20 protein-coding genes are annotated in these 25,592 nt (G+C 37.7%); 6 read left to right on the top strand and 14 right to left on the bottom strand.

Translation table 11 applies throughout. The annotated features are described in order from the left end of the window. The first annotated feature begins 51 nt into the window (after positions 1-51). From pflA to CC204_RS02940, 3 genes are all read left to right on the top strand, one after another. Positions 52-816, top strand: a complete 765-nt coding sequence (gene pflA, locus CC204_RS02950; protein ID WP_088268744.1) for a pyruvate formate-lyase-activating protein — start codon at positions 52-54, stop codon at positions 814-816. A 96-nt stretch (positions 817-912) separates the two neighbouring features. Then, positions 913-1,839, top strand: a complete 927-nt coding sequence (locus CC204_RS02945) for a manganese-dependent inorganic pyrophosphatase (RefSeq protein WP_088268743.1) — start codon at positions 913-915, stop codon at positions 1,837-1,839. 91 nt (positions 1,840-1,930) lie between these two features. Further along, the gene (locus tag CC204_RS02940) at positions 1,931-2,848 is read left to right on the top strand and encodes a DUF1803 domain-containing protein (RefSeq protein ID WP_227011223.1); all 918 of its coding nucleotides are present in this window, start codon (positions 1,931-1,933) and stop codon (positions 2,846-2,848) included. Positions 2,849-2,935: 87 nt separating this feature from the next. Here the strand turns inward: CC204_RS02940 and CC204_RS02935 are convergent, their stop codons facing one another. Beyond that, complete coding sequence (locus tag CC204_RS02935; protein WP_088268741.1) at positions 2,936-3,469, bottom strand: DUF2179 domain-containing protein; 534 nt, start codon at positions 3,467-3,469, stop codon at positions 2,936-2,938. A 206-nt stretch (positions 3,470-3,675) separates the two neighbouring features. Between CC204_RS02935 and cls the strand changes: the two genes are divergently transcribed. Further along, positions 3,676-5,136: a cardiolipin synthase gene (gene cls / locus CC204_RS02930; protein WP_088268740.1), complete on the top strand. Its 1,461-nt coding sequence runs from the start codon at positions 3,676-3,678 to the stop codon at positions 5,134-5,136. A gap of 344 nt (positions 5,137-5,480) precedes the next feature. On the opposite strand, the gene CC204_RS02925 is transcribed toward cls, so the two are convergent. The 10 genes from CC204_RS02925 to cysK all read right to left on the bottom strand — a co-directional run bounded on the left by CC204_RS02925 (position 5,481) and on the right by cysK (position 19,845). Further along, positions 5,481-6,386: a magnesium transporter CorA family protein gene (locus CC204_RS02925; protein ID WP_373285295.1), complete on the bottom strand. Its 906-nt coding sequence runs from the start codon at positions 6,384-6,386 to the stop codon at positions 5,481-5,483. Between the two features lie 242 nt (positions 6,387-6,628). Then, positions 6,629-7,972 carry an FAD-dependent oxidoreductase gene (locus CC204_RS02920; RefSeq protein WP_088268739.1) on the bottom strand — a complete coding sequence of 448 codons (1,344 nt, stop codon included), beginning with the start codon at positions 7,970-7,972 and terminating at the stop codon, positions 6,629-6,631. Positions 7,973-8,185: 213 nt separating this feature from the next. Then, entirely contained in the window at positions 8,186-9,121 is a 936-nt protein-coding gene (gene metA, locus CC204_RS02915; protein WP_088268738.1) for a homoserine O-acetyltransferase MetA, read from the bottom strand. Between the two features lie 244 nt (positions 9,122-9,365). Next, a complete protein-coding gene (locus CC204_RS21945; RefSeq protein WP_229677485.1) occupies positions 9,366-12,596 on the bottom strand; it encodes an Ig-like domain-containing protein in 3,231 nt (1,076 codons plus the stop codon). 117 nt (positions 12,597-12,713) lie between these two features. Continuing rightward, entirely contained in the window at positions 12,714-15,005 is a 2,292-nt protein-coding gene (locus CC204_RS21940) for an adhesive domain-containing protein (RefSeq protein WP_227011222.1), read from the bottom strand. Between the two features lie 423 nt (positions 15,006-15,428). Continuing rightward, on the bottom strand, positions 15,429-16,058 hold the full coding sequence (locus CC204_RS02905; protein ID WP_088268737.1) for a YczE/YyaS/YitT family protein: 630 nt from the start codon (positions 16,056-16,058) through the stop codon (positions 15,429-15,431). 236 nt (positions 16,059-16,294) lie between these two features. Further along, positions 16,295-17,644 carry an NADH oxidase gene (locus CC204_RS02900; protein WP_088268736.1) on the bottom strand — a complete coding sequence of 450 codons (1,350 nt, stop codon included), beginning with the start codon at positions 17,642-17,644 and terminating at the stop codon, positions 16,295-16,297. 253 nt (positions 17,645-17,897) lie between these two features. Next, on the bottom strand, positions 17,898-18,278 hold the full coding sequence (locus tag CC204_RS02895) for a RidA family protein (protein WP_088268735.1): 381 nt from the start codon (positions 18,276-18,278) through the stop codon (positions 17,898-17,900). 9 nt (positions 18,279-18,287) lie between these two features. Next, positions 18,288-18,725, bottom strand: a complete 438-nt coding sequence (gene perR, locus CC204_RS02890) for a peroxide-responsive transcriptional repressor PerR (RefSeq protein WP_088268734.1) — start codon at positions 18,723-18,725, stop codon at positions 18,288-18,290. A 190-nt stretch (positions 18,726-18,915) separates the two neighbouring features. Beyond that, on the bottom strand, positions 18,916-19,845 hold the full coding sequence (gene cysK / locus CC204_RS02885) for a cysteine synthase A (RefSeq protein WP_088268733.1): 930 nt from the start codon (positions 19,843-19,845) through the stop codon (positions 18,916-18,918). 303 nt (positions 19,846-20,148) lie between these two features. Here cysK and CC204_RS02880 point away from each other — a divergent pair, with 303 nt between their 5' ends. Next, positions 20,149-21,144, top strand: a complete 996-nt coding sequence (locus CC204_RS02880; protein ID WP_088268732.1) for a 4-hydroxy-3-methylbut-2-enyl diphosphate reductase — start codon at positions 20,149-20,151, stop codon at positions 21,142-21,144. A gap of 50 nt (positions 21,145-21,194) precedes the next feature. On the opposite strand, the gene CC204_RS02875 is transcribed toward CC204_RS02880, so the two are convergent. The 3 genes from CC204_RS02875 to CC204_RS02865 all read right to left on the bottom strand — a co-directional run bounded on the left by CC204_RS02875 (position 21,195) and on the right by CC204_RS02865 (position 24,705). Then, positions 21,195-22,022 carry a glucosaminidase domain-containing protein gene (locus tag CC204_RS02875; RefSeq protein ID WP_088268731.1) on the bottom strand — a complete coding sequence of 276 codons (828 nt, stop codon included), beginning with the start codon at positions 22,020-22,022 and terminating at the stop codon, positions 21,195-21,197. 347 nt (positions 22,023-22,369) lie between these two features. Further along, on the bottom strand, positions 22,370-24,364 hold the full coding sequence (tkt, locus tag CC204_RS02870) for a transketolase (protein WP_088268730.1): 1,995 nt from the start codon (positions 24,362-24,364) through the stop codon (positions 22,370-22,372). Between the two features lie 98 nt (positions 24,365-24,462). Beyond that, positions 24,463-24,705, bottom strand: coding sequence for a DUF896 family protein (locus tag CC204_RS02865; RefSeq protein WP_088268729.1), 243 nt, complete (start codon positions 24,703-24,705; stop codon positions 24,463-24,465). A 248-nt stretch (positions 24,706-24,953) separates the two neighbouring features. On the opposite strand from CC204_RS02865, the gene lexA reads away from it, so the two are divergent. Further along, the gene (gene lexA / locus CC204_RS02860) at positions 24,954-25,574 is read left to right on the top strand and encodes a transcriptional repressor LexA (RefSeq protein WP_162288315.1); all 621 of its coding nucleotides are present in this window, start codon (positions 24,954-24,956) and stop codon (positions 25,572-25,574) included. Positions 25,575-25,592: the final 18 nt, after the last annotated feature.

The raw sequence follows: 25,592 nt of genomic DNA, 5'->3' as shown, positions 1-25,592 counted from the left end.
GGGGTGACCTCGTGTCATCCCTTTTTTCTAAAAAAGAAATGAGGAATCGAAATGACGACACCTGTAATTGGTAGAATCCATTCTACAGAAAATTTTGGAACGGTTGATGGACCTGGTGTCCGCTTCATCGTATTTACACAAGGGTGCCGTATGCGTTGTCAATTTTGCCACAACCCTGATACATGGAAAATAGGCTCAGGCGGCCGCGAAGTCACAACAGATGAAGTATTAGAAGAAGCGATCAAGTATCGTTCTTATTGGGGCGAAAAAGGCGGAATCACTGTCAGTGGTGGCGAACCATTACTACAGCTTGAATTTCTAACAGACTTATTTAAAAAAGCAAAAGACAAAGGCATACATACAACGATCGACACTTGTGGGAAACCTTTCACAAGAGAAGAGCCATTTTTCAGCCAATTTCAAGAACTAATGAACTATACTGATTTATTATTATTCGATATCAAGCATATCGACAATGAACAACACAAGCTATTAACATCCTTAGGTAATGAAAATATTCTTGAGATGGCTCAGTATCTTTCAGAAATAGGGAAGCCCGTTTGGATCAGACACGTATTAGTTCCTGAACGTAGTGATTATGATGAATATTTAGTTCGTCTAGATTCTTTTATCAAGACACTTAAAAACGTTGATAAGGTTGAAGTTTTACCTTATCATGTGATGGGTAAATATAAATGGGACGAATTAGGCTTGGATTACCCTTTAAAAGGGATCGATCCTCCAACAGAAGACCGCGTGACGAACGCAAAAAAACTACTACATGTTGCGGACTATCAAGGATATGCAAGCAGATAAGTATCAAAAATAGAAAAGTGCAGCAAATATTGTTGTTTCTTTTCTATTTTTTGTTATTATTAATAATGAAGAAAAAAGAAGGAGTGAACCCTTATAATGTCAAAAATTCTTGTTTTTGGACACAAAAATCCTGATACTGATGCAATCGGTGCAGCGATCAGTTTTGCTTATTTACAAAAGGAACTTGGAAAGGATACTGAAGCGGTAGCTTTAGGTGCACCAAGTGAAGAGACACAATATGCTTTAGACTATTTTAACGTTGACGCACCTCGAGTGATCGAGAGCGTTTCTGAAGAAACGAATCAAGTAATGTTAGTCGATCACAATGAATTTCAGCAAAGCGTTTCAGATATTGCAGATGTAACGATTTTAGCTGTTGTTGATCACCATCGTATCGCAAACTTCGAGACAGCTGATCCATTATATTATCGTGCAGAACCTGTCGGCTGTACAAGTACGATCGTTTTGAAGTTGTTTAAAGAAAATAATATTGTTGTACCGAAACAAATCGCAGGAATGATGGTCTCTGCGATCATCTCTGATACGTTACTATTTAAATCACCAACTTGTACTCAAGAAGATATCGATGCAGCTCATGAACTGGCAGATATCGCAGAAATCAATTTGAATGGCTATGGACTAGATATGTTAAAAGCTGGAACGAATCTAAGCGATAAATCAGCTGAGGTCTTATTGGACTTAGATGCAAAAAGCTTCCCAATGGGCTCTAAAAACGTTCGAATCGCTCAAGTGAATACAGTTGACCTAAATGAAGTATTAGACCGCCAGGAAGAGCTGGAAGCGGCTATGAAAAATGAAAATGCAACGAATGGGTACGATTTATTCGTTCTAATTATTACAGATATTTTGAATAGCGATTCTGAGTTGCTAGTCATTGGTGATTCACTGGATAAGGTAGAATCTGCTTTCAATGTAACTCTAGATAATAACCGCGCATTTTTAAATGGTGTCGTTTCACGTAAAAAACAAGTAGTTCCTCAATTAACTGAAGTATTTAGTTAAGCTGAATATGTTAGTCGAAAAGCTTGGGACATAACTCTTCGGGTTATTTTCTAAGCTTTTTCTTATGAAAAAAAGAAAGCGAGGTCGAGCTTTGGAAAAGGTAATCTACTATTATAAAAGAGAGCGAGCCGCACAATTAGATAAATTGATCTCAGAACCATTATTTGAACAAATCATGACGTATTTGATAGGCAATCAGGAACAAGAACCTATTTTACGACAATTAAAGACTGCTATACCAACGACAGAAAATTTAGAACTCTATTTAGAACAGATGATTAGTCATGGAATAATCCAAAGGAAAAATCGACGCTACTATTTATCCATACCCATTTTTTCTCAGGAAAAGCGGCTAAAGATCCCAGCTTCTACTCAAATATTTCTGGATGAATCAATGAAAAAAACGAGCAGTCAAGAACCGTTTTTTGGGGAGATCTTGTGGTCATTATTCTTTGATGATGATACGGACTATTTTTTTGGTATAAAAACAGCTGAAACGTCTACTACTTTTGTGAAAAGAGTAGAAGAGGGGAATGAAAAGTTACGATTTATTGCTCTTCATTTAGAAGATACCTTTCCGCTTTCTTTGGCCGATTATTTTTCTCTACTCACTAAGAGAGCTGCTTTGCCAGATACATTTAAACCACTTGAGCGACTAATCGGTGATGTTGACATTGATTATTTCATCACTCAAGCTTTAAAAGTCATACGTTCTAGTAAAAGAGCTACGTCCAGACAACTGAAAAGAAATATTTTTCAGGAGGCACTTTTAGTCACCAACGATCTAGAAAAGACTTCAGATACAACCTTTTCATTGACGTCACCGATTTTAGAAAACGACAATTTATCGGAAGTAGACGAGATAAACACACTCAAAAAATTGCTATCTCCGCTTTGGGAAGGTATTGAAGATAACAATGAACGAGTGTTTTATAAAAAACAACTATACTCTCAGTTGTTTCATTATTATTTTCCTAATACTGATGTTTTGCATTATTTCGCATACTAAGTTACCAATAAATATGTTATGTAAACTTAAAAACAACTTAGCTAAAAGAGCAGCGTCTAAAGTAAGTTAGATACTGCTCTTTTTTAGTTAACTATTTCGTTTCCGTACTTTTTTAGTCCAGAAACCACCTGAAATAAACTTGGGTTCATAAGAAATGATAAACGCTCTAGGTTCTTTTTCGTTGATCAGTTTATACAAGCTCCGTTCATTTTTACGAGGCGAAAGAATTTCAAGAATCATTCGTTCGCCTTCGCGACCAATACCAAAACTTTGAGTTACGCCATATCCATTTTCTCTTAATGTTTCCGGTAAGTTCAGTTGTTCAGTAGAGGAAGGTAAGATCGCAGTAACCATGATATAGCCTAAAGCTAAATAGTCTTCAATTTTGATTCCAACACTGATTCCGACAGCATATCCTAGAGCATAAACAATTAGATTGATCGGCTCATCCAAACGATTCAACACCATGCTTAAGCCTAAAACATAAATGGTGATCTCTGCCATACTAACTAACGGGGCAATCAACCGATACCCTTTCATTGTCAGCATAAAGCGAATGGTATTCAATGTAATATACGAAAAATTCACAAAAAAAATAGTTGCAAGCATCTTGATATCCATTCCTACTAATTCCTCTTTTCAATTAAAGATATCTGCATATTATAGTACACTATCGACTGAAATTAAATAGGCTAAACAAAATTAAAGCGAAAAATTTACGCTTTAATTTAGTCAAAAACGATTATGAAAAATTAGAGAGTTATATGTTGGAGTGAGGGATAGTTTTTGCTATAATCAATATATTATGTGTTTAAGGGAGAAATGAAATGAGAATTTTTATCCTTATACTTGTGGGTTTATTTGTATTGAATACGACAGCAGCACTTATTACAGTATTTAGAAAGCCACGAAGTATTTCGAGTGTTTTGGCCTGGATCATGACTTTACTTTTTTTACCAGGTATCGGCTTTATTATCTATCTCTTTTGTGGTAGAGGGATCAATGGGCAAAAAGTATTTCAATTAACTGACTATGATAATCAGAAAATAGCAGAAATCAAAAAAATTGTTGATAAAGATAATTTAAAAGCCGATAGCGGATTAAATATTAATTTATTAACTGATGCTCGGGTCCTTAATCGTTATTTCAGAAATATGGATTCTTCTCCTCTAAGCAAGCGTAACAGTATAGAGCTTTATACGGATGGTAAGGAAAAATTTGAAGCTCTATTTGATGATATCCGTAATGCAAAAGAAACTGTCCATGTCGAATATTATTCTTTTTTTAACGATAAGATCGGTAATAGGTTTCTTGATCTATTGGAGGAAAAAGTAAAAGAGGGGATAGAGGTTTATTTGATTTATGACCCATGGGGCTCGCCTGGCGCTAATAAAAAGTTCTTTGCTTCCTTTGTTGCTGCCGGTGGGAACGTTGCACCTTTTATTACCTCTAAAAATATGATCAGTAAGACTAGACTAAATTATCATTTACACAGAAAAATCGTCGTAATCGATGGAAAGATCGGCTGGACAGGCGGTTTTAATGTCGGTGATCAGCACCTAGGAGAAAGTAAAAAATTTGGTTACTGGCGAGATACACATATTCGAATTGTCGGTTCTTCAGTTTTTTCTCTTCAGGAAATTTTTATCATGGATTGGAATGCGTCTGTTACAGATGACACGAAGAAAATGGACTATTTAGACAAGTATTTTCAATTCTCTGCGGATGATCAATTAGAAGATCTATCCTTGCAAATCGTTTCTGATGGACCGGATTCAGAAGAAGAGATTCTAAAAAGCGGATTTATAAAAATGATTTTAGCAGCCGAAAAATCTGTCTGGATCCAAACGCCTTATTTAATTCCTGATGACAGTATGATCAATGCACTGTTGATTGCTGTTCGATCTGGAATCGATGTACGTATCATGATCCCATGTATGCCAGATCATCCGTTTATTTACCGCGCAACTCAGTACTATGCAAATTATCTGCATAAACGCGGTATAAAAATTTATCTATACCAAAACGGCTTTTTACATGCAAAAACGATGATCATCGACAATGAAATCTGTATGGTCGGCACCACAAATCAAGATATTAGAAGCTATGCATTAAATTTTGAAGTAAGCACATTTATCTATGACACGAAGTTCTCTTGGAAACTCACTCAATTATTTAAAGAAGACATCGAACAAAGTATTTTACTAACGGATGAAATGATCAAAGAGCAATCACATTGGTTACGATTTAAACAAAATTTCTCAAGATTATTGTCACCAATCCTATAATGAAACAAGGAACATAAACGAGAAGCTAGCTATAAACTTATAAGGTTTATAGCTATTTTTTATCTCTAAAGTATATAGAATAGGTTGAAAGAATCACGCAGAAGATTAAGCGGATAAAACAAGGGAGGAAGGTACGAAAAACGTTATCAACTTTTTTTAACTTATTCTAGTTAACATAATATACATTATACAAAGTAGTTTTAATTAAATGAAATACGACCTTCAAATACCTTTTTAATCGATATCAGCTTGTAGCCATTTCCCATTAACTGTCGTTTAAGATCAAGCAAAAAAGAAAGACGATCAACAATGTACTATTGATCCTCCTTCTTTTTAACCTACTATTATTTCATCAATCTTCGTAAAATCAATGATAAACCGAACCATAACGCCACGCTAATCAAGATCGTGATCAGCCATCCAAAAACATTATGTTCTAAAGGCAAAGGCATATTCATACCAAAAAAACCGGTAATAATTGTAGGAATAGTCAGTAATATCGATAATACAGTTAAAATCTTCATTGTATCATTCAAATTATTGTTCAGTACATTGTTATACGTTCCGGATAATTGTTGTAAAATTTGTGAAGATAGCTGCGTCATTTCAACGAGTTGCTTCGCTTCGATCAATACGTCTTCTAGCTCCTCTTTCTCTTCCTCGTTAAGTAATCGATAAATATAATGTGCTTTAACTTGCTCCAGCAGCATAACATTTTGTTTTGATGCTGACACAAAATAAACAATACCAGTTTCCAGATCCGATAGTAACAAAAGATTTTGTTTCGTTGTCTTATCTTTCAGTTTATTATTGATCAATTTTCGATCGCTATTCATCTCTTCTACATACGGAAAAAACAAATCAACCAATGTAAATAAGCTACCAAATAAGAAGCTAAAAATCGTCGTATTTAGATCTTTTTCCAAATATTTCTTCATTTCATAAAATACATAATGATTCGTTTTATTCGTCACTGTAATTAAATTTGTATCTTTAACAATAAAAGTCATTGGAACTGTTTCATAATGATCATCGATTTTTTCTAGCTTAGGTACATTAAAAATAAGTACGAACGTATTCGTATTCTTATCGTAATCTAAATGCGCTCGTTCATTTTTATCTAATGAATAGGCGACGATTTCTTCATCGATTTTATATTCCTGATAAAATTTTGTTAGTGTTTCTTTCTCATCAGTTGTGATATTCATCCAATAATCACCTTTTTGACTTAAGGCTGTTTTAGTAATCAAATTTCGCACTCCTTACTTCTATAAATTATGAGTCAATCTTTTAAAATTGTCTGACTTTTCAGAAAAAGTCTTTTCGGAAATTAGTGATATTTCAACAAAATTAAAAAGTCTTTTTATTAGAACTACTTAATTATAATGAAACTCGTCAACTAAAACAACCTAGATCAGGTGTTTAGTATAAAATAAAAAAACTGAAACAAAACTTTTTAAAGTTGTGCTCCAGTTTTTTTATTTTACTGCTATTATCTTTCGTTTTTCATTGCTTCTAGCGCTGCTGTGTTGATAATATTCCAAGGTTTATCAAATGAAGGTTGGAAGAAGAAATCTGCATAAGCTAAATCTTCGATCGTCATTTTTGCTTTGATCGCTAATGAAATGGCATTGATATTTGCTGTTAAATCAGCTTTGGACATCAATTGTGCGCCTAAAATTTGTGTCGTTTCCGGATCGTAAACTAGCTTGAACCATGCTTTTTGCTTATCCGGGTTAAAGTCCATTAAATAATCTTCAACAACTAATGCTGATTTTGTTTGTTTATTTAGTTTTTTGGCCATTTCTTCATTGATACCAGTTGAAGCAAATTTATAATCAAATACGGCTAGTCCTGATGAACCTTGAATTCCTGGGAATGGTTTTATAGGAGCCTCTAAGTTTTTCACTGCAAAGCGACCTTGTTTTCTAGCATTCGTAGCTAACGCAATATTTACCTCTGTTTGTCCAGGATTGTATTTGATCAAGGTTGCGTCACCAACAGCAAATACATCCGGAGCACTTGTCTGCATGTACTCATCTGTCTTGATCAATCCATTAGGATGAAGCTCAAGTGTATCCTCTAGCCAACCTGTATTCGGACGAACACCGACCGCTACAACTACTAGATCAGCAGCATATTCGCCCTTATCTGTCACAACTTTTTGAACATGTCCATCGCCTTTATAGCTTTGAACGGTTTCGTTAGTTACAACTTTAATATTGTTCGCTTCCATTTCTTCAGTCAATACATCTGTAAATTCTTTATCAAGATAAACACCTAATGGTCGATCTAAAATATCGATCACTGTTACGTTTTTCCCAGCTTTTGCAAATGATTCTGCTGCTTCAATTCCGATATAGCCACTACCAATGACAACAACATTATTTACTTCTGGATCTACTGTTTTTTGTTTTAGTTTGATGGCCCATTTTCTGCCGCGCATCAAATAGATATTCTCCAAGTCTTTACCTGGGAGATCCAACTCAAATGGAACAGCTCCGGGACTGATAATAAGTTTGTCATAGTCCTCAGTACGTTCAGTTCCAGTGACTAAATCTTTTACAGTAACATTATGTGCTTCCGGATTAATCGCAGTAATCTCTGTGTTTGAAAAAACATTGACTCCTCTACTCTCCATGCCCTCTGCAGTCATGTAACGGACTGAATTGACATCTTTAACCTTTCCTTCTAGATAAAGCTGCATCCCGCAAGAGAGAAAAGAAATAAAATCTCCTTTTTCGTACCATTGAATCTCTGCATCTGGATGTGAGATCAATAACTCCTCTACTGCTTCATAACCTCCATGAGATGAACCTAAAACGATAACTTTCATACTTCTATTCCTCCAATACTATTTATTATATAATAAATAGTATCATATACTCACCTTAGAAAACAAGTGATTTATGAATACATTCTCAATTAAGTGATATTAATTGAGAATAAAACTAAAATCAGTTAACATAATAAAATTATCGTCTTCTTAAATAGAAACAACTAGAAATCGATGAAAAGATATCCTTCCCATTGATTTCTAGTTGTTGTTTTATAGTTGATTTTGTTCTTTGGATAAAGAAGTTAAATCGTAAGGCGTATTTTGATAGACTGCATAGTTTAGCCAGTTGGAAAAAAGCAGAGAGGCAGCCATGTGCCAACGTAATTGAGGCGTCTTTTCTTGGTCGTTATCCGGGAAATAATGTGCTGGAACCTCTGGGTCGATCCCCTTCTCTAAATCCCGTTTAAATTCTTGCTCTAGTGTCTCTCTATCATATTCTAAATGTCCCATTGCGTAGAAAGCACGATTGTTTTTATTCCCTACTAAAAAAATGCCGGCTTCCTGTGATTCCGCCAAAATGTCAAGCTCTGCAGTTGCTTCAATATCTGCTTTTTGAACGGTAGTATACCGGGAATGAGGTGCAAAAAAAACATCATCAAATCCCTTTAAAATACTCCAGGCACTATCAAGAACATCGTGCAAATAAATCCCAGATATTTTTTGAGCTAATTGATGTTTATTGATTTTATGATGATAATAGAGACCTGCTTGCGCGCCCCAGCAAATATGAAACGTCGAAAAAACATGGGTTTTACTCCATTTAAAAATATCTGACAACTCCGGCCAGTAATCTACCTCTTCAAAAGGCAATTGCTCAACAGGCGCTCCGGTAATGATTAATCCATCATAATAATTTTCCTGGACCTCGTCAAATCGATGGTAAAAACGTTTTAAGTGATCTTTGGAGGTGTTTTTTGCTCTATGACTACTCATGTGCAAAAAGTCCACATTGATCTGTAGCGGTGTATTACTCAATAAACGTAATAATTGCACTTCTGTTTCATCTTTTTTTGGCATTAAATTCAAAATAAGAAGCTGCAACGGACGAATATCTTGGTGCATGGCGCGATCTTCATCCATTACAAAAATGTTCTCTTTCTCTAAAACTTTGATAGCTGGTAGTTCTTTTGGCACTCGGATCGGCATACACATATTCCTCCCTTTCTTATTATGTAAATCTATTCTACGCTATAAATAGATATAAAGAAAGATACTTATTGATCAGCATCACTTTTTAACTGAGCTTTCATTGAGATAAATGATCTATGCTTTCTTATTTCAACACTATTTCAAAAATCAGAAGCTTATTGAAAATCAAATAGAAAAAACATGAGATGAAGAGTTTCTCTTCATCTCATGTAACTTATGGAAGTATAAATAAATACTTTATTTATTCTTCTTCTTTTTTGTTTCTACGGTTAAGACCAAAGATTCCTAGTGCACCTAATAATAATGCACCTACTAAGCCCCAGTTATTAACGATTTCACCATTGTTAGGGAGATCTTTTCTTGTGCCTGAGCTTAGATTCTTCAATCCAGAACCGTTATTGTTTAAGCCGTTATTGCCAGTACCAGTACCAGTACCATTTCCGTTGCCATTGTTGTTATTACCATTCCCGTTACCATTTCCTGATCCAGGATCAACTGGGATTAGGAATTCAGTTGGTAAGCTTTGGTTCCCATTTTCGTCAAAAGCAACGGCTGTATCTGTTTCTCTAGGTGATACCATACCTTTAGGGATAGCGATTGTGTAATTGCCATTTTCATCAACTTGGCCGGCACCTACCAACATACCTTCATCACTATATAAATTGACAGTGTTGCCAGGGTCAGCTGTTCCAGTTACTGTATAACCAGTTGTTGATGTTCCAGTCACACTATTAACGATTGGTGCGGAAACAGTTGCACCAGGATCTGCAGGTAATTCAAACAACGTAGGAACACTTTCGTTATTTGCGCTATCTTTTGCAATTGAAGTCAACTGTTCATTTGGAGAGGCCATTCCCATTGGGATAGTAATTGTGAAGCTACCCTCTGCCTCTGCTGCTCTAGCATTAGTAGTTGTTGGAAGTTCTCCATCTGCAGTTGCTTGACCTAATAGGTCACCATCTGCATTGTAGATTTCAACTTTATTTCCAAACGTCGTTTTACCGAAAACTGTGTATCCAGTAAGCGAAGTTCCTTCTACATCTAAGATGATCGGCGGAGCAACATTTATTTTAGGGTCTGCCGGCGTTGTAAATGGTGTAGCCGAACTTGTATTACCAGCCCCATCTTTCGCTACAGCATTCAAGTGTTCTCTAGCAGATGCAGCTCCTACTGGGAGTACAATTGTGTAATCGCCATTAGAATCCGCTACATCTGTTCCCAACACAGTTCCATCAGTATTACGAATTTCTACTGTGTTTTCTGCTGTAGCTTTACCAGTCACTGTATACCCCGAAGTTGAACTACCAGTTACTGTCTCAACAGTCGGTGCAAGGACATTTACAGGATCTGCAGGTGTCGTAAATGTAGTACCCGGACTTGTGTTACCATCGGCATCTTTCGCTGTTGCAGTCAATTGTTCGTTTGGTGTTGCAGAGCCTGCTGGAATCGTTACAGTGTAATCGCCATTTTCATCTGCTGTTGCAGAACCGATCACTGTACCACCACTATTTTTGATTTCTACAGTGCTGCCAGCTGGTGCTGTTCCTGTCACTGTATAGCCTGTAGAAGAAGTTCCTGTAACACTATCAACGGTTGGTGCTGCAATGACTACAGGATCTGCAGGTGTCGTAAACGAAGTACCTGGACTTGAATTGCCATCCTCATCTTTAGCAGTTGCAGTCAACTGTTCATTCGGTGCTGCAGAACCTGCTGGAATTGTTACAGTGTAATCGCCATTTTCATCTGCTGTTGCAGAGCCGATCACCGTACCACCGGCATTTGTAATTTCTACAGTGCTGCCAGCTGGTGCTGTACCTGTCACTGTGTAGCCAGTAGATGAATCTCCTGTGACACTATCAACGGTTGGTGCTGTTACAATAACTGGATCTGCTGGTGTCGTAAATGGTGTCGCTGGACTTTGGTTGCCGCTGCCATCTTTTGCAATTGCAGTTAATTGTTCGTTTGGTAAAGCAGCTCCAACTGGTAGAGTTACTGTGTAATTGCCGCTGCCGTCAGCTAAACCTGAACCGATCACTACGCCACCGGTATTTTTCACTTCCACAGTGTTTCCAGGTGTTGCCGTACCTGTGACCGTATATCCGGTAGACGAAGTACCTGTTACATTATCCACTGTTGGCGCTGTTACGACAACTGGATCTGCTGGTGTCGTAAACGGTGTTGCAGGACTTGTGTTACCATCCGCATCTTTTGCAACTGCATTTAATTGTTCACTTGGTGCTGCTGCTCCTACTGGGATTGTAACGGTGTAATCGCCATTTTCATCTGCTGTTGCTGTGCCTATTACTGTGCCTCCTGTATTTCTCACTTCTACTGTACTGTCTGCTGGCGCTGTACCAGTTACAGTATAACCAGTAGAGGAAGTACCTGTTACGCTATCAACAGTTGGTGCTGTTACAACAACTGGATCTGCTGGTGTCGTAAATGGTGTCGCTGAACTTTGATTGCCCAATAAATCTTTGGCTATAGCGTTCAATTGTTGACTTGGTACTGCAGAACCGATTGGAAGATTGATTGTGTAATCACCATTCAGGTCAGCGATCGTTGTACCAATTACTGTTCCTCCAGTATTTCTAATCTCAACGGTGTTTCCGACTGTTGCTTTACCTGTCACCGTGTAGCCAGTTGCTGATGTTCCTGTTACATTATCAACGGTTGGTGCTGTGACAACAACCGGATCTGCAGGTGTTATAAACGGTGTAGCTGGGCTTTGGTTGCCATCTAAATCTTTTGCTACAGCGTTCAGTTGTTGGTTCGGTGTTGCTTGTCCTGCCGGAATCAAGACTGTGTAATTGCCACTGCCGTCTACGATAGTAGTGCCAATGATAGTACCGCCAGTATTCTTGATTTCGATAGTATTACCAGGAGTTGCAGTTCCTGTCACTGTATAGCCAGTTGCTGATGTTCCTGTTACGTTATCAACGGTTGGCGCTGTGACGACAACTGGATCTGCTGGTGTTGTAAATGGTGTAGCTGAACTTTGATTACCTAATAAGTCTTTGGCAATTGCTGATAGCTGTTGATTTGGTGTTGCTAAACCAACTGGTATCACTATCGTGTAATTCCCGCTCAAATCAGTAATTGTTGTACCGATCACTGTACCGCCAGTATTTTTGATTTCTACTGTATTACCAGGAGTCGCAGTACCAGTTACTGTATAGCCAGTAGAAGAAGTACCAGTTACATTATCCACTGTTGGCGCTGTAACAAATACAGGATCTGCTGGAGTAGTGAATAGCGTAGCAGAACTTTGGTTACCATCTAAATCTTTAGCTACTGCTGAAAGTTGTTGATTTGCTCCGGCTAATCCAACTGGAATCAAGACTGTGTAGTTCCCGCTACCGTCAGCAATTGTTGAACCGACAACAGTACCACCGGTATTTTTGATTTCTACTGTATTACCAGGAGTGGCAGTTCCTGTCACTGTATAACCTGTAGATGAAGTACCAGTCACGGTATCAACGGTCGGTGCTGTAACTGAAACTGGATCTGCTGGTGTTGTAAATGCTGTCGGTAAACTTTCATCAGCGTCGATCTTAGCAATAGCGGTTAAGGCTTCGTTCGCTGTTGCTTAGCCTTGAGGAATCGTAACCGTGAAGTCACCATTTTCATCTGCAATGCCAGAACCGATTATTGTACCACCGAGATTATGGATTTCAACCGTAGCACCTGCTTCAGCAGTTCCTTTGACTGTATAGCCTGTAGCAGCGGTACCTGTCGTATCCGTCACAATTGGAGGTGCAACAACTACGATTGGATCTGCGGGTGTAATGAATGCAACTGGCAAACTTTCGTTCGCTCCGTTTTTAGCTACGGCAGTCAAAGGTTCAAGTGCTGTCGCTTGACCTTGAGGAATCGTAACAGTGAAATCGCCATTCTCGTCTACTGTAGCTGTACCGATCGTTGTACCGCCAAGATTACGAATATCAACTGTATCACCTGCTGTCGCTGTCCCTTTAACTGTATAGCCAAGAGTTGAGTTACCGGTTGTACTTGTAACAACTGGAGGTGCTACTACTACTGCATCAGCTGGTGTCGTAAAGGCTGTTGGTAAACTTTCGTTCGCTCCATCTTTCGCCACGGCAGTCAATGCTTCATTCGCTGATGCAGCTCCTTGAGGGATCGTAACAGTGAAATCACCATTTCCGTCTGCTGTAGCTGTACCGATCGTCGTGCCACCAAGATTACGAATATCTATTGTGTTTCCAGCAGTAGCTGTCCCTTTAACTGTATAGCCAGTTGCGGACGAGCCAGTTGTGCTAGTTACTACTGGTGGTGAAACTAAAGCAACATCCAATGGTGTTTTAAACGGAGTCGGTGTACTTTCATTTGCTCCGTCCTTAGCAACAGCATTTAACGACTCATCAGCAGTCGCTTGACCTAATGGAATAGTGATCGTGAAATCGCCGTTTCCATCTACGACTCCAGAAGCGATAGTATTGCCGCTTCCATTACGAATATCGACTGTATTTCCAGCAGTTGCAGTCCCTTTAACTGTGTAACCAGTCAAGGAAGTTCCTGTTGTACTTGTAACAACTGGTGGAGCGACGACTACTGCATCAGCTGGTGTCGTAAAGGCTGTAGGTGTACTTTCATCAGTTCCGTCGATGGCAATAGCATTCAATGATTCATTCGCAGTCGCAGCTCCTTGAGGAATCGTCACTGTGAAATTACCAGTTCCGTCAACAATTCCTGTTCCGATTGTTGTTCCTCCTGCATTTCTGATAGCGATTGAATTTCCAGCAGTGGCCGTCCCTGTAACTGTATAACCTGTTGCAGAGGTTCCAGTTGTATTTGTAACAACCGGTGGTGCAACAGCTGCAGCAGTTCCAGCGTAGTAAATATCAGATACGCCATTTGCTGTTTTGATCAAAGCGACATCGATAAGATCTGCTTTGACAACTGTTCCGACAAATCTAGCATCTAGATTTTGTGTTAAACCTTGTGGGCTAAGTACCGTTGTTGGGATATTGATATCTGTCCCGCCTAAAACTGATGCATCGGCTAATTGATTAACACCTTCTCCACCTAATCCAACAAGCGGCAAAGCAAGATCGATAGCTGTATTAACAGTGCCTTTCACAGGTAGCAATGCAGTATTGATGGCTGTTGCAACGATATTGCTGGCAATACCACTTCCTGTAGCGTTTAATGCTGCTACAGCTGCTTTCAAATCTTGTAGTAAGGTTGAAACATTTTGTGTTAGAACTAATCCTAGTCCGTCATCAATGTTCGCATTGATATATGATCCATCTGGCGATAATACAGCATTACTAGTAAATGATGCACTACCAAAATTTTCTAAATTATTTAAAGCATCAATTTTTTGATTGACCGTTGTTAAATCAAGTGTAACCCCAGTTAAACTTCCAAGTGACCCATCAACAATATCAGTTAATAAATTGGATAATTGATTAACTGCATCCAAGGTCCCAGTTAAAAACGTTAAGTCTCCCACTGTTAATGTTATATTTGTATCGATTTGAGCTGCTCCATTAGGAGATACACGCCCTTGTAATTCATTTGGTATAGCTAAAACTGCTTGTTTCGTTCCGTCTGCAACAACTGAAGCACCTACTAGCTCACTACCAGAAATCGAAAAATCAACATTTTTGGAAGTACCATCGGCAGCCCAACGATTCGACGTATTTGTTCCACTGTTGTTTGAACTAGAAATGTTAGATAAGATCTCGGCATCTAAAACCGCTGCTGAAGCTGTGATTCCCCCTGGTAGATAAAATGACAATGGAACAGTCAAAGGTGCAATGATTAAACTACTTGTCATTACTAAAGATAATGCACGATATTTATTTTGCTTTTTTGACTTTGCGGTGCTTTTCTTTTTTTGCTTATCATTTTTCATGATTGTCCTCCTCTTTACTTATAAGACTTAATAACACAAAACAAACAATTAGAAGCTTTCCAAAACCTATAAGACACTCTCCCTTCATAAATTGTGAGCAACGTAAAAATTTATTTAAGATTCTACCAAAGGATTTTATAACCTTTATAATATTTTTGGAAATAATATGTACTGAAAATCATCGTTTTTTTTAATAATAAAAAAAACAGACAAGAAAAAGAGAAGAAAAAAATCTTATAAATGCTTATATAACAAAGTTTAACTGCTATCTCCTATACTAATCATTATTTAATAAAAATAATAAAAAAAACGATTGGATATTATTTGATTAATATTGACGTTTACGAAACACAAATTGTATTCGCTTACATTTTAGTTTTATTAAAATAACAACTAAAATGATCAATTTTTAAAGTTCAGCTGTTAAGAGTTCACGCTTTTCTTAATTAGTGGTAAGCTAACTTTATTGTTCCAAAAATCGATTAATGGGCCAGTCAAAAAAGCATTAATAACTGTACCGATTCCAACAGGTCCGCTGAATATAAATGCTAATAAAACGAAAAAGACATCTTGTGAAATTCGAATGATTTTATAAGAACCATGTGTTCTATCTACGATAATCGGAGCAATCGCATCATAAGGAGCATTTCCTAGTTCAGCTGACATATATAATGACGCACCGAAAGTAAAAACTATCACACCGATCAATAGTAATATCAATTGGACAAAGCGAGTGATTTCCAACGGGATATATGTTTCATAAACCCATGTGTAGAAATCGATAAAAAAACCTGTCAAAACCATATTAACAACTGTACCAATCCCTATATACTTCCTCCCGAAAACGAATACTAGCCCCAAAATGACACAATTCACGATCAGCTGATACACACCTAGAGAAAGACCTAAGCTCTTACCTATTCCAATATTCGCTGCTGTATATGGATCCAGACCGACTTTTCCAACACGTAAAGTTGCTGCTCCAAAGGCCAAAATGGCTACTCCTAAAAAAGCGTAAGCTGTTCGTAGGATATATTCTTTTGATTTTTTCATTTATTTAATTGCCCCTTTCTTATATAGATAAAGCATCTCAAACTAATCAAAAAAAAGCAAAAAAACGAGCTCTAAAAAATCAGAAAAAAAGATACTTGAAATATGACTCTTTAAGTCATACCTCAAGTATCAGAAATTTGAATAGATCGTAAAATCGAAAGCTGTTTCACCTTTTGAAGTAAACGGCTATACTACACTTTTACTTCAAAATTTCAATATATAGTTAGCTTGTGTCATTAATTTTTAGCGAGATCTTTTAATGCTGCTTGCGCTAATAAGTTTAGATAGTTCCAAGGTCGATCAAAATGCGGCTGGAAGAAGAAATCAGATAACGCAAGATCTTCAACAGTCATTTCGTTTTGAACAGCTAATGATAGCGTATTGGCCGACTGTGTAATATCATATTTAGACATCAATTGTCCTCCGACAATTCGGTTTGTTCCTTTTTCGTAAACTAATTCCATCATAACATTTTCAGTTGTTGGCATAAATTCTGGACGATAGTTATCTTCAAACAAAGTCGCGCCGACTTCTAAATTGTTCATTTTCGCACTTTCTAAAGTTACCCCTGTTGAACCTATTTTCCAACCGAATAAGTATAAACCAGATGTTCCTTGAGTCCCACGATAAGCTAGCTTTTGTTCAACTAAATTGTACCCAACAAGCATCCCTTGACGAACAGCATTCGTTGCTAGAGGAATGTAATTGGTTGAATTGCTTGGATTATAGTGTACAACTGCACTATCACCTGCAGCAAGGATATCAGGGTTGCTCGAACGCATAAATTTATCTACAACGATGGCTCCATTAGGCAACATATCAACTTTATCTTTCAACAACGTTGTATTAGGACTGAAACCTACACACATAATAACCATGTCAGCATCGAATTCTTGACTAGGAGTAATTACTTTATTCACATGACCAGCTGCGTCAGCTTGAAATTCTTGAACATTTTCGCCCAACGCTAAAGTCACACCGCGATCGACAAGCTCTTTTTCTAAAACATCTGTGAATGGTTTGTCCAAATATTTATTTAAAATACGGTCTAAACCATCAATTAACGTGACTTCTTTACCAGACTCTACAAAAGCTTCAACTAATTCGATTCCGATATAACCTCCACCAACTACAACAACTTTTTTCGCTTCTTTGGCACGTTCGATAATGACATTTGCCTGATTAAAGTTTTTACACAATAAAATATTTTCTGCTTCAATGCCCTTGATTGGTGGTACAATTGGCCATGAACCTGTGGTCATTACTAATTTATCATATGAAACTGTTTCAACACTTCCAGTAGTTAAATCTTTAGCTGTAACCGTTTTATGCTCAACATCGATAATTTCGACTTCATGTTCCATCTTAACTGTAGCACCTAGTGACGCTAGCTCTTCAGGACTTGAATAAAATAAGCTGTCAGCCTCCTTCACTACTCCACCAACATATAGAGCGATCCCGCATGATAAAAATGATACATTATCATTTCTTTCATAAACGGTTACCTCCGCATTTGGGTGATTTGTTAAAATACTTTTGACTGCAGCTGTTCCTGCATGCGTACATCCTACGACTACGACTTTCATTTTGTAAATCCCTTCTTTCAAGTTAAATTTTTCACCAATATATGTTTTATTCTACACTGGTCTACTTAAAATATAACAAAGTGAACAACCAGTTTCGAGTTCTTTGCTTGTGAATCACAAAGATATTTTTTCACAAACTCTTGCTCATTTAATCATTTTCACAGCATGATTTAAATAGATTTCAGAAAAATCATTGATTTAACAACAAAAAAAGTTGAGGATCAAGAAATCCTCAACTTGTGAAAACGCTATGTTATTGATTAACAGCTGCAATAATTTCTATTTCTATAAGAACATCTTTGGGCAGTCGGGCTACTTCAACTGCAGAGCGAGCTGGTAATTGTGAAGTAAATGCAGAAGCATAGACTTCATTGAATACTGCAAAATCATCCATATTCTTCAAAAAGCATGTTGTTTTAACAACGTGATCGAAATCACTCTTTACTTCTTCTAAAATCGCTGAAATATTTTTCAGTACTTGCTTCGTCTGTTCTTCTATCGTAGTCCCTACCACTTCCCCAGTTACGGGATCCAAAGGTACTTGACCAGAAGCAAATAATAGTCCGTTGATGATGTTCCCTTGAACATATGGACCAATCGCCTTAGGTGCATTGTCTGTATGTATTGCTCTCATCTTTTTCACTCATTTCTTTTCAGCAGCTTGGCACTCTGGACACAAACCATATAGTTCCAATCTGTGTTCATTGATTTCAAAGCCTGTAAGTTTACTGGCAGCCATCTCAACATCTTCTAATCCCGGATAATGAAAGTCGACGATTTTACCACAGTTTTGACAAATCGCATGATAATGTTTTTTAGAACTAAAATCAAAACGGCTGGATGCATCCCCATAATTCATCTCTTGAACGAAACCGATATCTGTAAATAATCGTAAATTATTATACACGGTCGCTACGCTCATATTTGGAAACCGATCTTCCAATGAACGATAAATTTCGTCAGCTGTTGGATGACTATGATTCTCAATTAGATATTCTAAAATCGCATATCTTTGAGGAGTGATACGGATATTGGCTTCTTTTAACTCTTCAAGTGCATTTTTAACCAATACATTGTCCATTTTGTTCCCCTCCAGTCTTCTTTCTTAAATAATACTATTTCTAATCTGACTTGACAAGAATAATCGAGTAATAAAGCGGGAAAATCCCGCTTTTATTTCAATTTTCCACATAAAAAAGAAATAATACTCGCTTTTTGACAAAATATATAGACACAGCCCGTTTTACTTGTTTATTCCTTTAGATGATCAATCATTCAGAAAAATTGTATAATGCAGTTGAAAGGTAACGTTCTCCATTATCTGGAACAACCGTCAATACTTTTTTTCCTTTACCTAATTCTTTTGCTTTTTCAATCGCAGCATAAACTGCAGCTCCAGCAGAAATACCGACTAACAAGCCCTCTTGAACGGCTAACTGGCGTGCTGTTTCCATAGCCGTTTCACTTGGAACAGCAGCAATTTGCTCATAAATTTCTGTGTCCAATATTTTCGGTACAAAACCTGCGCCGATTCCTTGAATTTTATGTGGAGACGGACTTCCACCTTCTAAGACAGGAGATTCTAACGGCTCTACTGCAACGATAGAAATAGCTGGATACACACGTTTCAACTCTTTTCCAACACCTGTAATCGTCCCGCCAGTACCGACACCTGCCACAAAAGCATCTAACCCAGAAGGGCCAAAAGCATCTTGAATTTCTTTTCCTGTTGTTTTCTCATGAGTCTGTGCATTTGCTGGGTTTTCAAATTGCATCGGCATGAAATAACCATCTTGCTCCGCTAACTCAGAAGCTTTAGCAATAGCTCCTTTCATCCCTTCTGCTCCTGGAGTCAATAGCAGCTGGGCACCATACGCCTGCATCAACTTTCTGCGTTCAATACTCATTGTATCAGGCATGACAATGATCACTTGATAGCCTTTGGCTGCACCAACCATCGATAAGCCGATACCTGTATTCCCACTTGTTGGTTCTACGATAGTATCTCCTTTTTTTAAATGACCATCTTTTTCAGCCGCTTCGATCATGCTAAGTGCAACCCGATCTTTGACACTTCCACCGGGGTTAAAGAATTCCAGTTTCACAAATACATCTGCGGCATCTTCAGGAACGATTTTACCTAACTTGACAATGGGTGTCTTTCCGATTAATTCTGTAACTGAATGAAAAATTTGAGTCATTAGCTATTCCTCCATTTTCTATTATGAGACTTGGTAATTTTATAATAGCTCATATTTTTTCATATGGCTATCATTTTGCAAGTATTTACCTATCTCTATGAAGGATTGGCTTATTTTTCATTCTTATGCATTAGAATAAAAACATTGTACCCTTGAAAAGGCTTAACAGTCATTCTTTTATGCTATAATTACTCTTTAAAAGGCTGCACTTGTTTTCGATTCTTATCATTTAAGACAAATTTAATAAAAATAGTGTATAGTTATGAAGAGAATAAATACTTAAAAATAGGAGTTATTTTATTTATGAAAATAGTAAATATTAGTCCTAGAGGCTATTGTTATGGCGTTGTTGATGCTATGGTCATCGCTAGAAATGCTTCTCTTGATGAAAATCTGCCACGTCCTATTTATATTTTAGGAATGATCGTTCACAATAAACATGTCACCGATGCCTTTGAAAGCATTGGTATTCATACGTTAGAAGGCGAAAATCGTGAAGATATCTTAGCTCAAGTCGATCAAGGGACCGTTATTTTTACTGCTCACGGGACATCGCCAAAAGTGAAAGAAATGGCTATCGAAAAAGGCTTAACGATTATTGATGCAACCTGTCCTGACGTGATGATTACCCACGAATTGATTGCCGAAAAAGTTGCTGAAGGATATGAAATTATTTATATCGGCAAAAAAAATCATCCGGAACCGGAAGGTGCACTTGGTGTGTCTCCTGAACATGTTCATCTGGTATCTAATACTGATGAAATCGCAGATTTAAAATTAGTTGCTGATAAGATCTTCGTTACCAATCAAACAACAATGAGTCAATGGGATGTCAGTGATTTGATGAATCTGATCAAAGAAAAATACCCAAATGTCTTAATTCATAAAGATATCTGTAAAGCAACGCAAGTCCGCCAAGAAGCGGTGGTCGAACAAGCGAAAGGTTGCGATCTGACAATCGTTGTAGGCGATCCTAAAAGTAACAACAGCAATCGATTAGCTCAGGTTTCGATCGAACAAGCCGGTGTCAATGCTTATCGTATCTCGGACGTCTCCCAGATAGATCCTACTTGGCTTTTGAATGTGGAGACGGTTGCAGTGACTGCTGGTGCCTCAACCCCAACTCAAATTGTTCGAGAAGTGATCGACTATTTAAAAGAATTCGATCCAAATGATCCACAAACACATAAAAGAGAATCAACAACCATACCTGAATCCATATTACCAAGACCTAGAATCAAGGACTTGACCAAAAATCGACAACGTCGTTTAGAAGAACTACGCTCAGGAAAACGCTAAAAAAAGCAACAGCTTCACGTATCTGTGAAATGCTGTTGCTTTTTAACATGTTATACTTGTAAAGTTTGTCCAACAGTAATCAACTCAGCAGATAATCCATTCATTGCCATCAGTTGATCAACTGAAACGCCAAAATTTTCTGCAATTCCCCAAAGGCTATCTCCAGAAGCTACTGTATAGGTTTGTCCTGAAAAAGTTGCTGTTTCAGTGCTTTGTCCAATCATCGATTGATCAGCAGTAGTCGTAGCTACTTCAGAAGTGCCCCAGTCATAAGCTGTTAATCCATAGGTTGAAATTAACCAGTTCAACTTATCTGCATAATTTGGATCTGTTGCATAACGTCCTGTCAAAGCAGCGGTTGCATCCATATAGCTTGTCGTATTACTTCTCCAAGCACCTGCATAGTGAGCACTCATAAGAACATTTGCATGGTCCTGAAATGAATCGGCATAAGAAGGATAGCTTCTAAACGGTTCGGTAAGAGTGACCCATTCGCCATTTAAATATTCTTTCGTTGGCATATAGACTGTTTGTCCACCGTAACTGCCCTTTACTCCAAATAAATTATAATTAGGTGCTGATGCTAAGCCTGACGTACCGTAGCTACTTTCTAGTAAAGCTTGAGCAATCATGACAGACGCATATAAATCATTCGAACTAGCCACGGAAGCAGCTGAATAACCAATAGAATCAATAAATGCTTGTTGAGAAACCGCTTCTTGCTGTTCATACTCAGTCGCTTGCGCTCCCAGTGGAAGTAAATTTCCAGCAATTGGTAAAAATATTAATGATGTTCCAATTACCGACGCAGCTTTTTTATTGCTATGTTGCTTCGCTTTAAGTTGATGTCTGCTACTTCTTGTCATTTTCTTGTCCATCCATTTGTTCCTCCTCAATAGAACATCGTACATTCATTCTACTAGGAGTTTTTTTTATAAACAATCATTTAGATTCGAAAAATAGATATTTAAAGGTAGTGTAACTCGGTTGAAATGTTTGTTTTATTATATTATTGTTAATTGTTTTGCATTTCTCACAGAGTGTGTTCTATATTTATAACTATTTATTGAATAAAACGCTCACTAACAGCTTTCTAAGAAAAAGTTAACAAAAAAGCAGATTCTTTCCAGTTATTTCGATTTGGTTACATTTATTACATAGATTTGATTAAATAAAACACACAAAATTCACCATGCAAAGTGAATTTTGTGTGTTCAGTTAGCTATTATAAAGTATTGAATTTCGCAGCAACATTTTCTGGTGTGAAACCAAACTCTTTCAAGACTAGATCGCCTGGTGCAGATGCTCCAAAATGATCGATCGTTACAGTTGTTCCTGCAGTTCCTACATAACGCTCCCAACCGAATGGAGAAGCCGCTTCAACCGCTACCCGCTTAGTTACTTCTTTAGGAAGAACTGATTCTTTATATTCATCTGATTGTTTTTCAAATAAGTCGAAACTTGGCATTGAAACAACAGAAACATCTTTTCCTTGCTCAGAGAGCAGTTTTTGCGCTTCGATTGCTAGATTAACTTCAGAACCTGTTGCAATCAAAATACCTTCAGGTTTTGCTCCTTTTTGAGCTGATATTACATAGGCTCCCTTTTTAACAAGCTCACCTGCATTTTCTTTAGTGCCTTCAATAACTGGTAAGTTTTGACGGCTTAGTACTAGAATAGTTGGTGCGTCTTTTGTTGTCATCGCGATTTTCCAAGCTGCAACTGTTTCATTGCCATCTGCCGGACGGATAACTTGAACACCAGGCATACAACGAATACTTGCCAATTGCTCAACAGGCTCATGGGTTGGTCCATCTTCTCCGACTGCGACTGAATCATGCGTCAAGACATATGTCACAGGTGTATTTTGGATAGCAGCTAAACGAACTGCCGGACGAAGATAATCAGTAAATACAAAGAACGTTCCTCCGTAAATACGGCTTCCTCCATGTAATTGAATACCGTTCATAGCAGCTGCCATGGCGAACTCGCGAACACCAAACCAGATATTACGACCTTCGTATTGTCCAGGCTCAAAATCTTTTTCAGCAGCAACCATTGTATTATTTGAAGCTGACAAATCAGCTGATCCGCCCCAGAAGCTAGGAATAGTTTTAGAAAGAGCTTGGATCGTCTCTTTACTAGTCACACGACTCGCTGCACTAGTCCCAACCTCGTAACTTGGCAATTCACTATCCCAATTTTCAGGAAGTTCATCAGCAAAAGCTTGTTTGAATTGTTTCGCTAGTTCAGGATGTGATTTTGTATAGTTTTCAAACATTGTATTCCATTCGTTTTCAGCTTTTTCGCCTTCATCAACTACTGTTTCTTTGAATCGTGCTGCAACTTTATCCGGAACTGTAAAATCTGGGTATTCCCAGCCGTAAACGGCTTTCGCTGCAGTAATACCTTCTGCTCCAAGAGGTGCTCCATGAACAGCTGATGTTCCTTCTTTAGGTGACCCAAATCCAATCACTGTTTTCACTTCGATCAATGTTGGTTTATCTGTCTCAGCTTTAGCAGTTTCGATTGCTTTTGAAATGGCTTCTAAATCATTTCCGTCTTTTACTAAGATATGCTGCCAGCCGTATGCTTCATAGCGGGCACCGACATTTTCAGTGAAGGCTTTAGACGTTGGTCCATCTAATGAAATATCATTTGAATCATATAACACGATCAATTTGCCGAGTTTCATATGACCAGCCATTGAGCTTGCTTCCTGAGAAACGCCTTCCATCAAGTCACCATCACCACAAAGTGCATAAGTATAATGATCGATCACAGGGAAACTATCGCGGTTGTAGACTGCAGCAGTATGCGCTTCAGCCATTGCCATTCCCACAGCCATCGCAATCCCTTGACCTAATGGACCAGTTGTTGCTTCGACACCATCTGTATGATGAACTTCAGGGTGACCAGGAGTCAAACTTTCCCATTGACGGAAACCTTTCAAATCATCGATAGAAACGTTATAACCTGCTAAATGAAGCAAACTATATAACATCGCTGAACCATGCCCGGCAGAAAGAACGAAACGGTCTCTGTCTGCCCAGTTTCTTGAGGTTTTAGGATTTACTTTTAAGTGTTTTGTCCAAAGTGCATAGGCCATAGGGGCTGCCCCCATTGGTAATCCAGGATGTCCTGAATTAGCTTTTTGAATCGCTTCGATACTTAAGGTACGAATGGTATTGACGCCTAATTGATCAGTGTTGTCGAACAAAAAAATCATCTCCTATTTAGGTTTTTTTTACCTTTATTAAGTCCATTTTAGCGTATTTCTTTTATGAAAGCAATTACTTTCAGTAAAAAAAACTGAAATTATTTTCTATTATGCAGCCCTTTTTGCTTTTGGATTTTCTTTAATTTATCTGGGGTCACATCTTTTCCTTCCGGATCTACGACCTTCATCCCTTCGATATGATGACGCATGCCGCTGCGGAAGGTCGCTAAATATTCTTGTCTGAGTTCGTTCTGTTCTTTTTTTTCAGTTTCTGATAATCCGCTCTCCTTTGCTTTTTTAGCAAGTTCATTGATGCGGTTCATTTTTTCTGGTGATAGCATTTATTGTCCTCCTTTAATGAAAGGTTAGCAAAAATCTTGATAGTAATCATAATAAGAAATAAGAGTTTACTTTCCATGTCTATCTTATAAGATGTATTATAAAAATACAACCATATTCTAGATAAAACAATGTTCTTACCCTTTTTTTTGCATATAATAATACTTTTAACAAAAAATACGAACGCTTGTTTGATTCCTATAGAAAACTATGGTACACTAAATTTATAAATTGAAAGAAGGTGCGGGTTTTGGTGAAACGTACAGATACAAGACAAGTCGAAGTATTAAAATATATATATGAACAAGTCGAACTTAAAGGCTATCCTCCAACCGTTCGAGAAATCGGAAAAGCAGTAGACCTATCCTCTACTTCTACTGTTCATGGACATTTAGCACGTTTAGAAAAAAAAGGATTGATCCTAAGAGACCCGACTAAACCTCGAGCGATCGAACTGACTGCTGAAGGATTGGAAAAAATCGGTATCAAGCCAACAGTCATTCCTATGTTGGGGGTGGTTACTGCTGGTGAACCAATCCTAGCTGTTGAAGAGGCATCGGATTTTTTCCCATTGCCGCCTGATTTACAATCCGAAGAAAATTCACTATTCATGTTGACGATTCGCGGAGAAAGTATGATCAACGCTGGAATACTGGATGGTGATCAAGTTATCGTTCGTAAACAAAGTGCTGCAGCAAATGGGGACATTGTTATTGCAATGACAGATGAAGATGAAGCAACATGCAAGCGATTCTTTAAGGAAACAGACCATATTCGCCTACAACCTGAGAATGATGCATTAGAACCGATCATTCTGCCTAATGTTAGTATTCTTGGTAAAGTTGTTGGTTTATACCGCAATCATATTTAATAAAAAAGTTAGCAGAAT

Source organism: Enterococcus wangshanyuanii (assembly GCF_002197645.1).
Classification (GTDB): Bacteria; Bacillota; Bacilli; order Lactobacillales; family Enterococcaceae; genus Enterococcus_L; species Enterococcus_L wangshanyuanii.
Note: the sequence above shows the minus strand (reverse complement) of the source record. Positions and strands in the feature narration are given on the sequence as shown.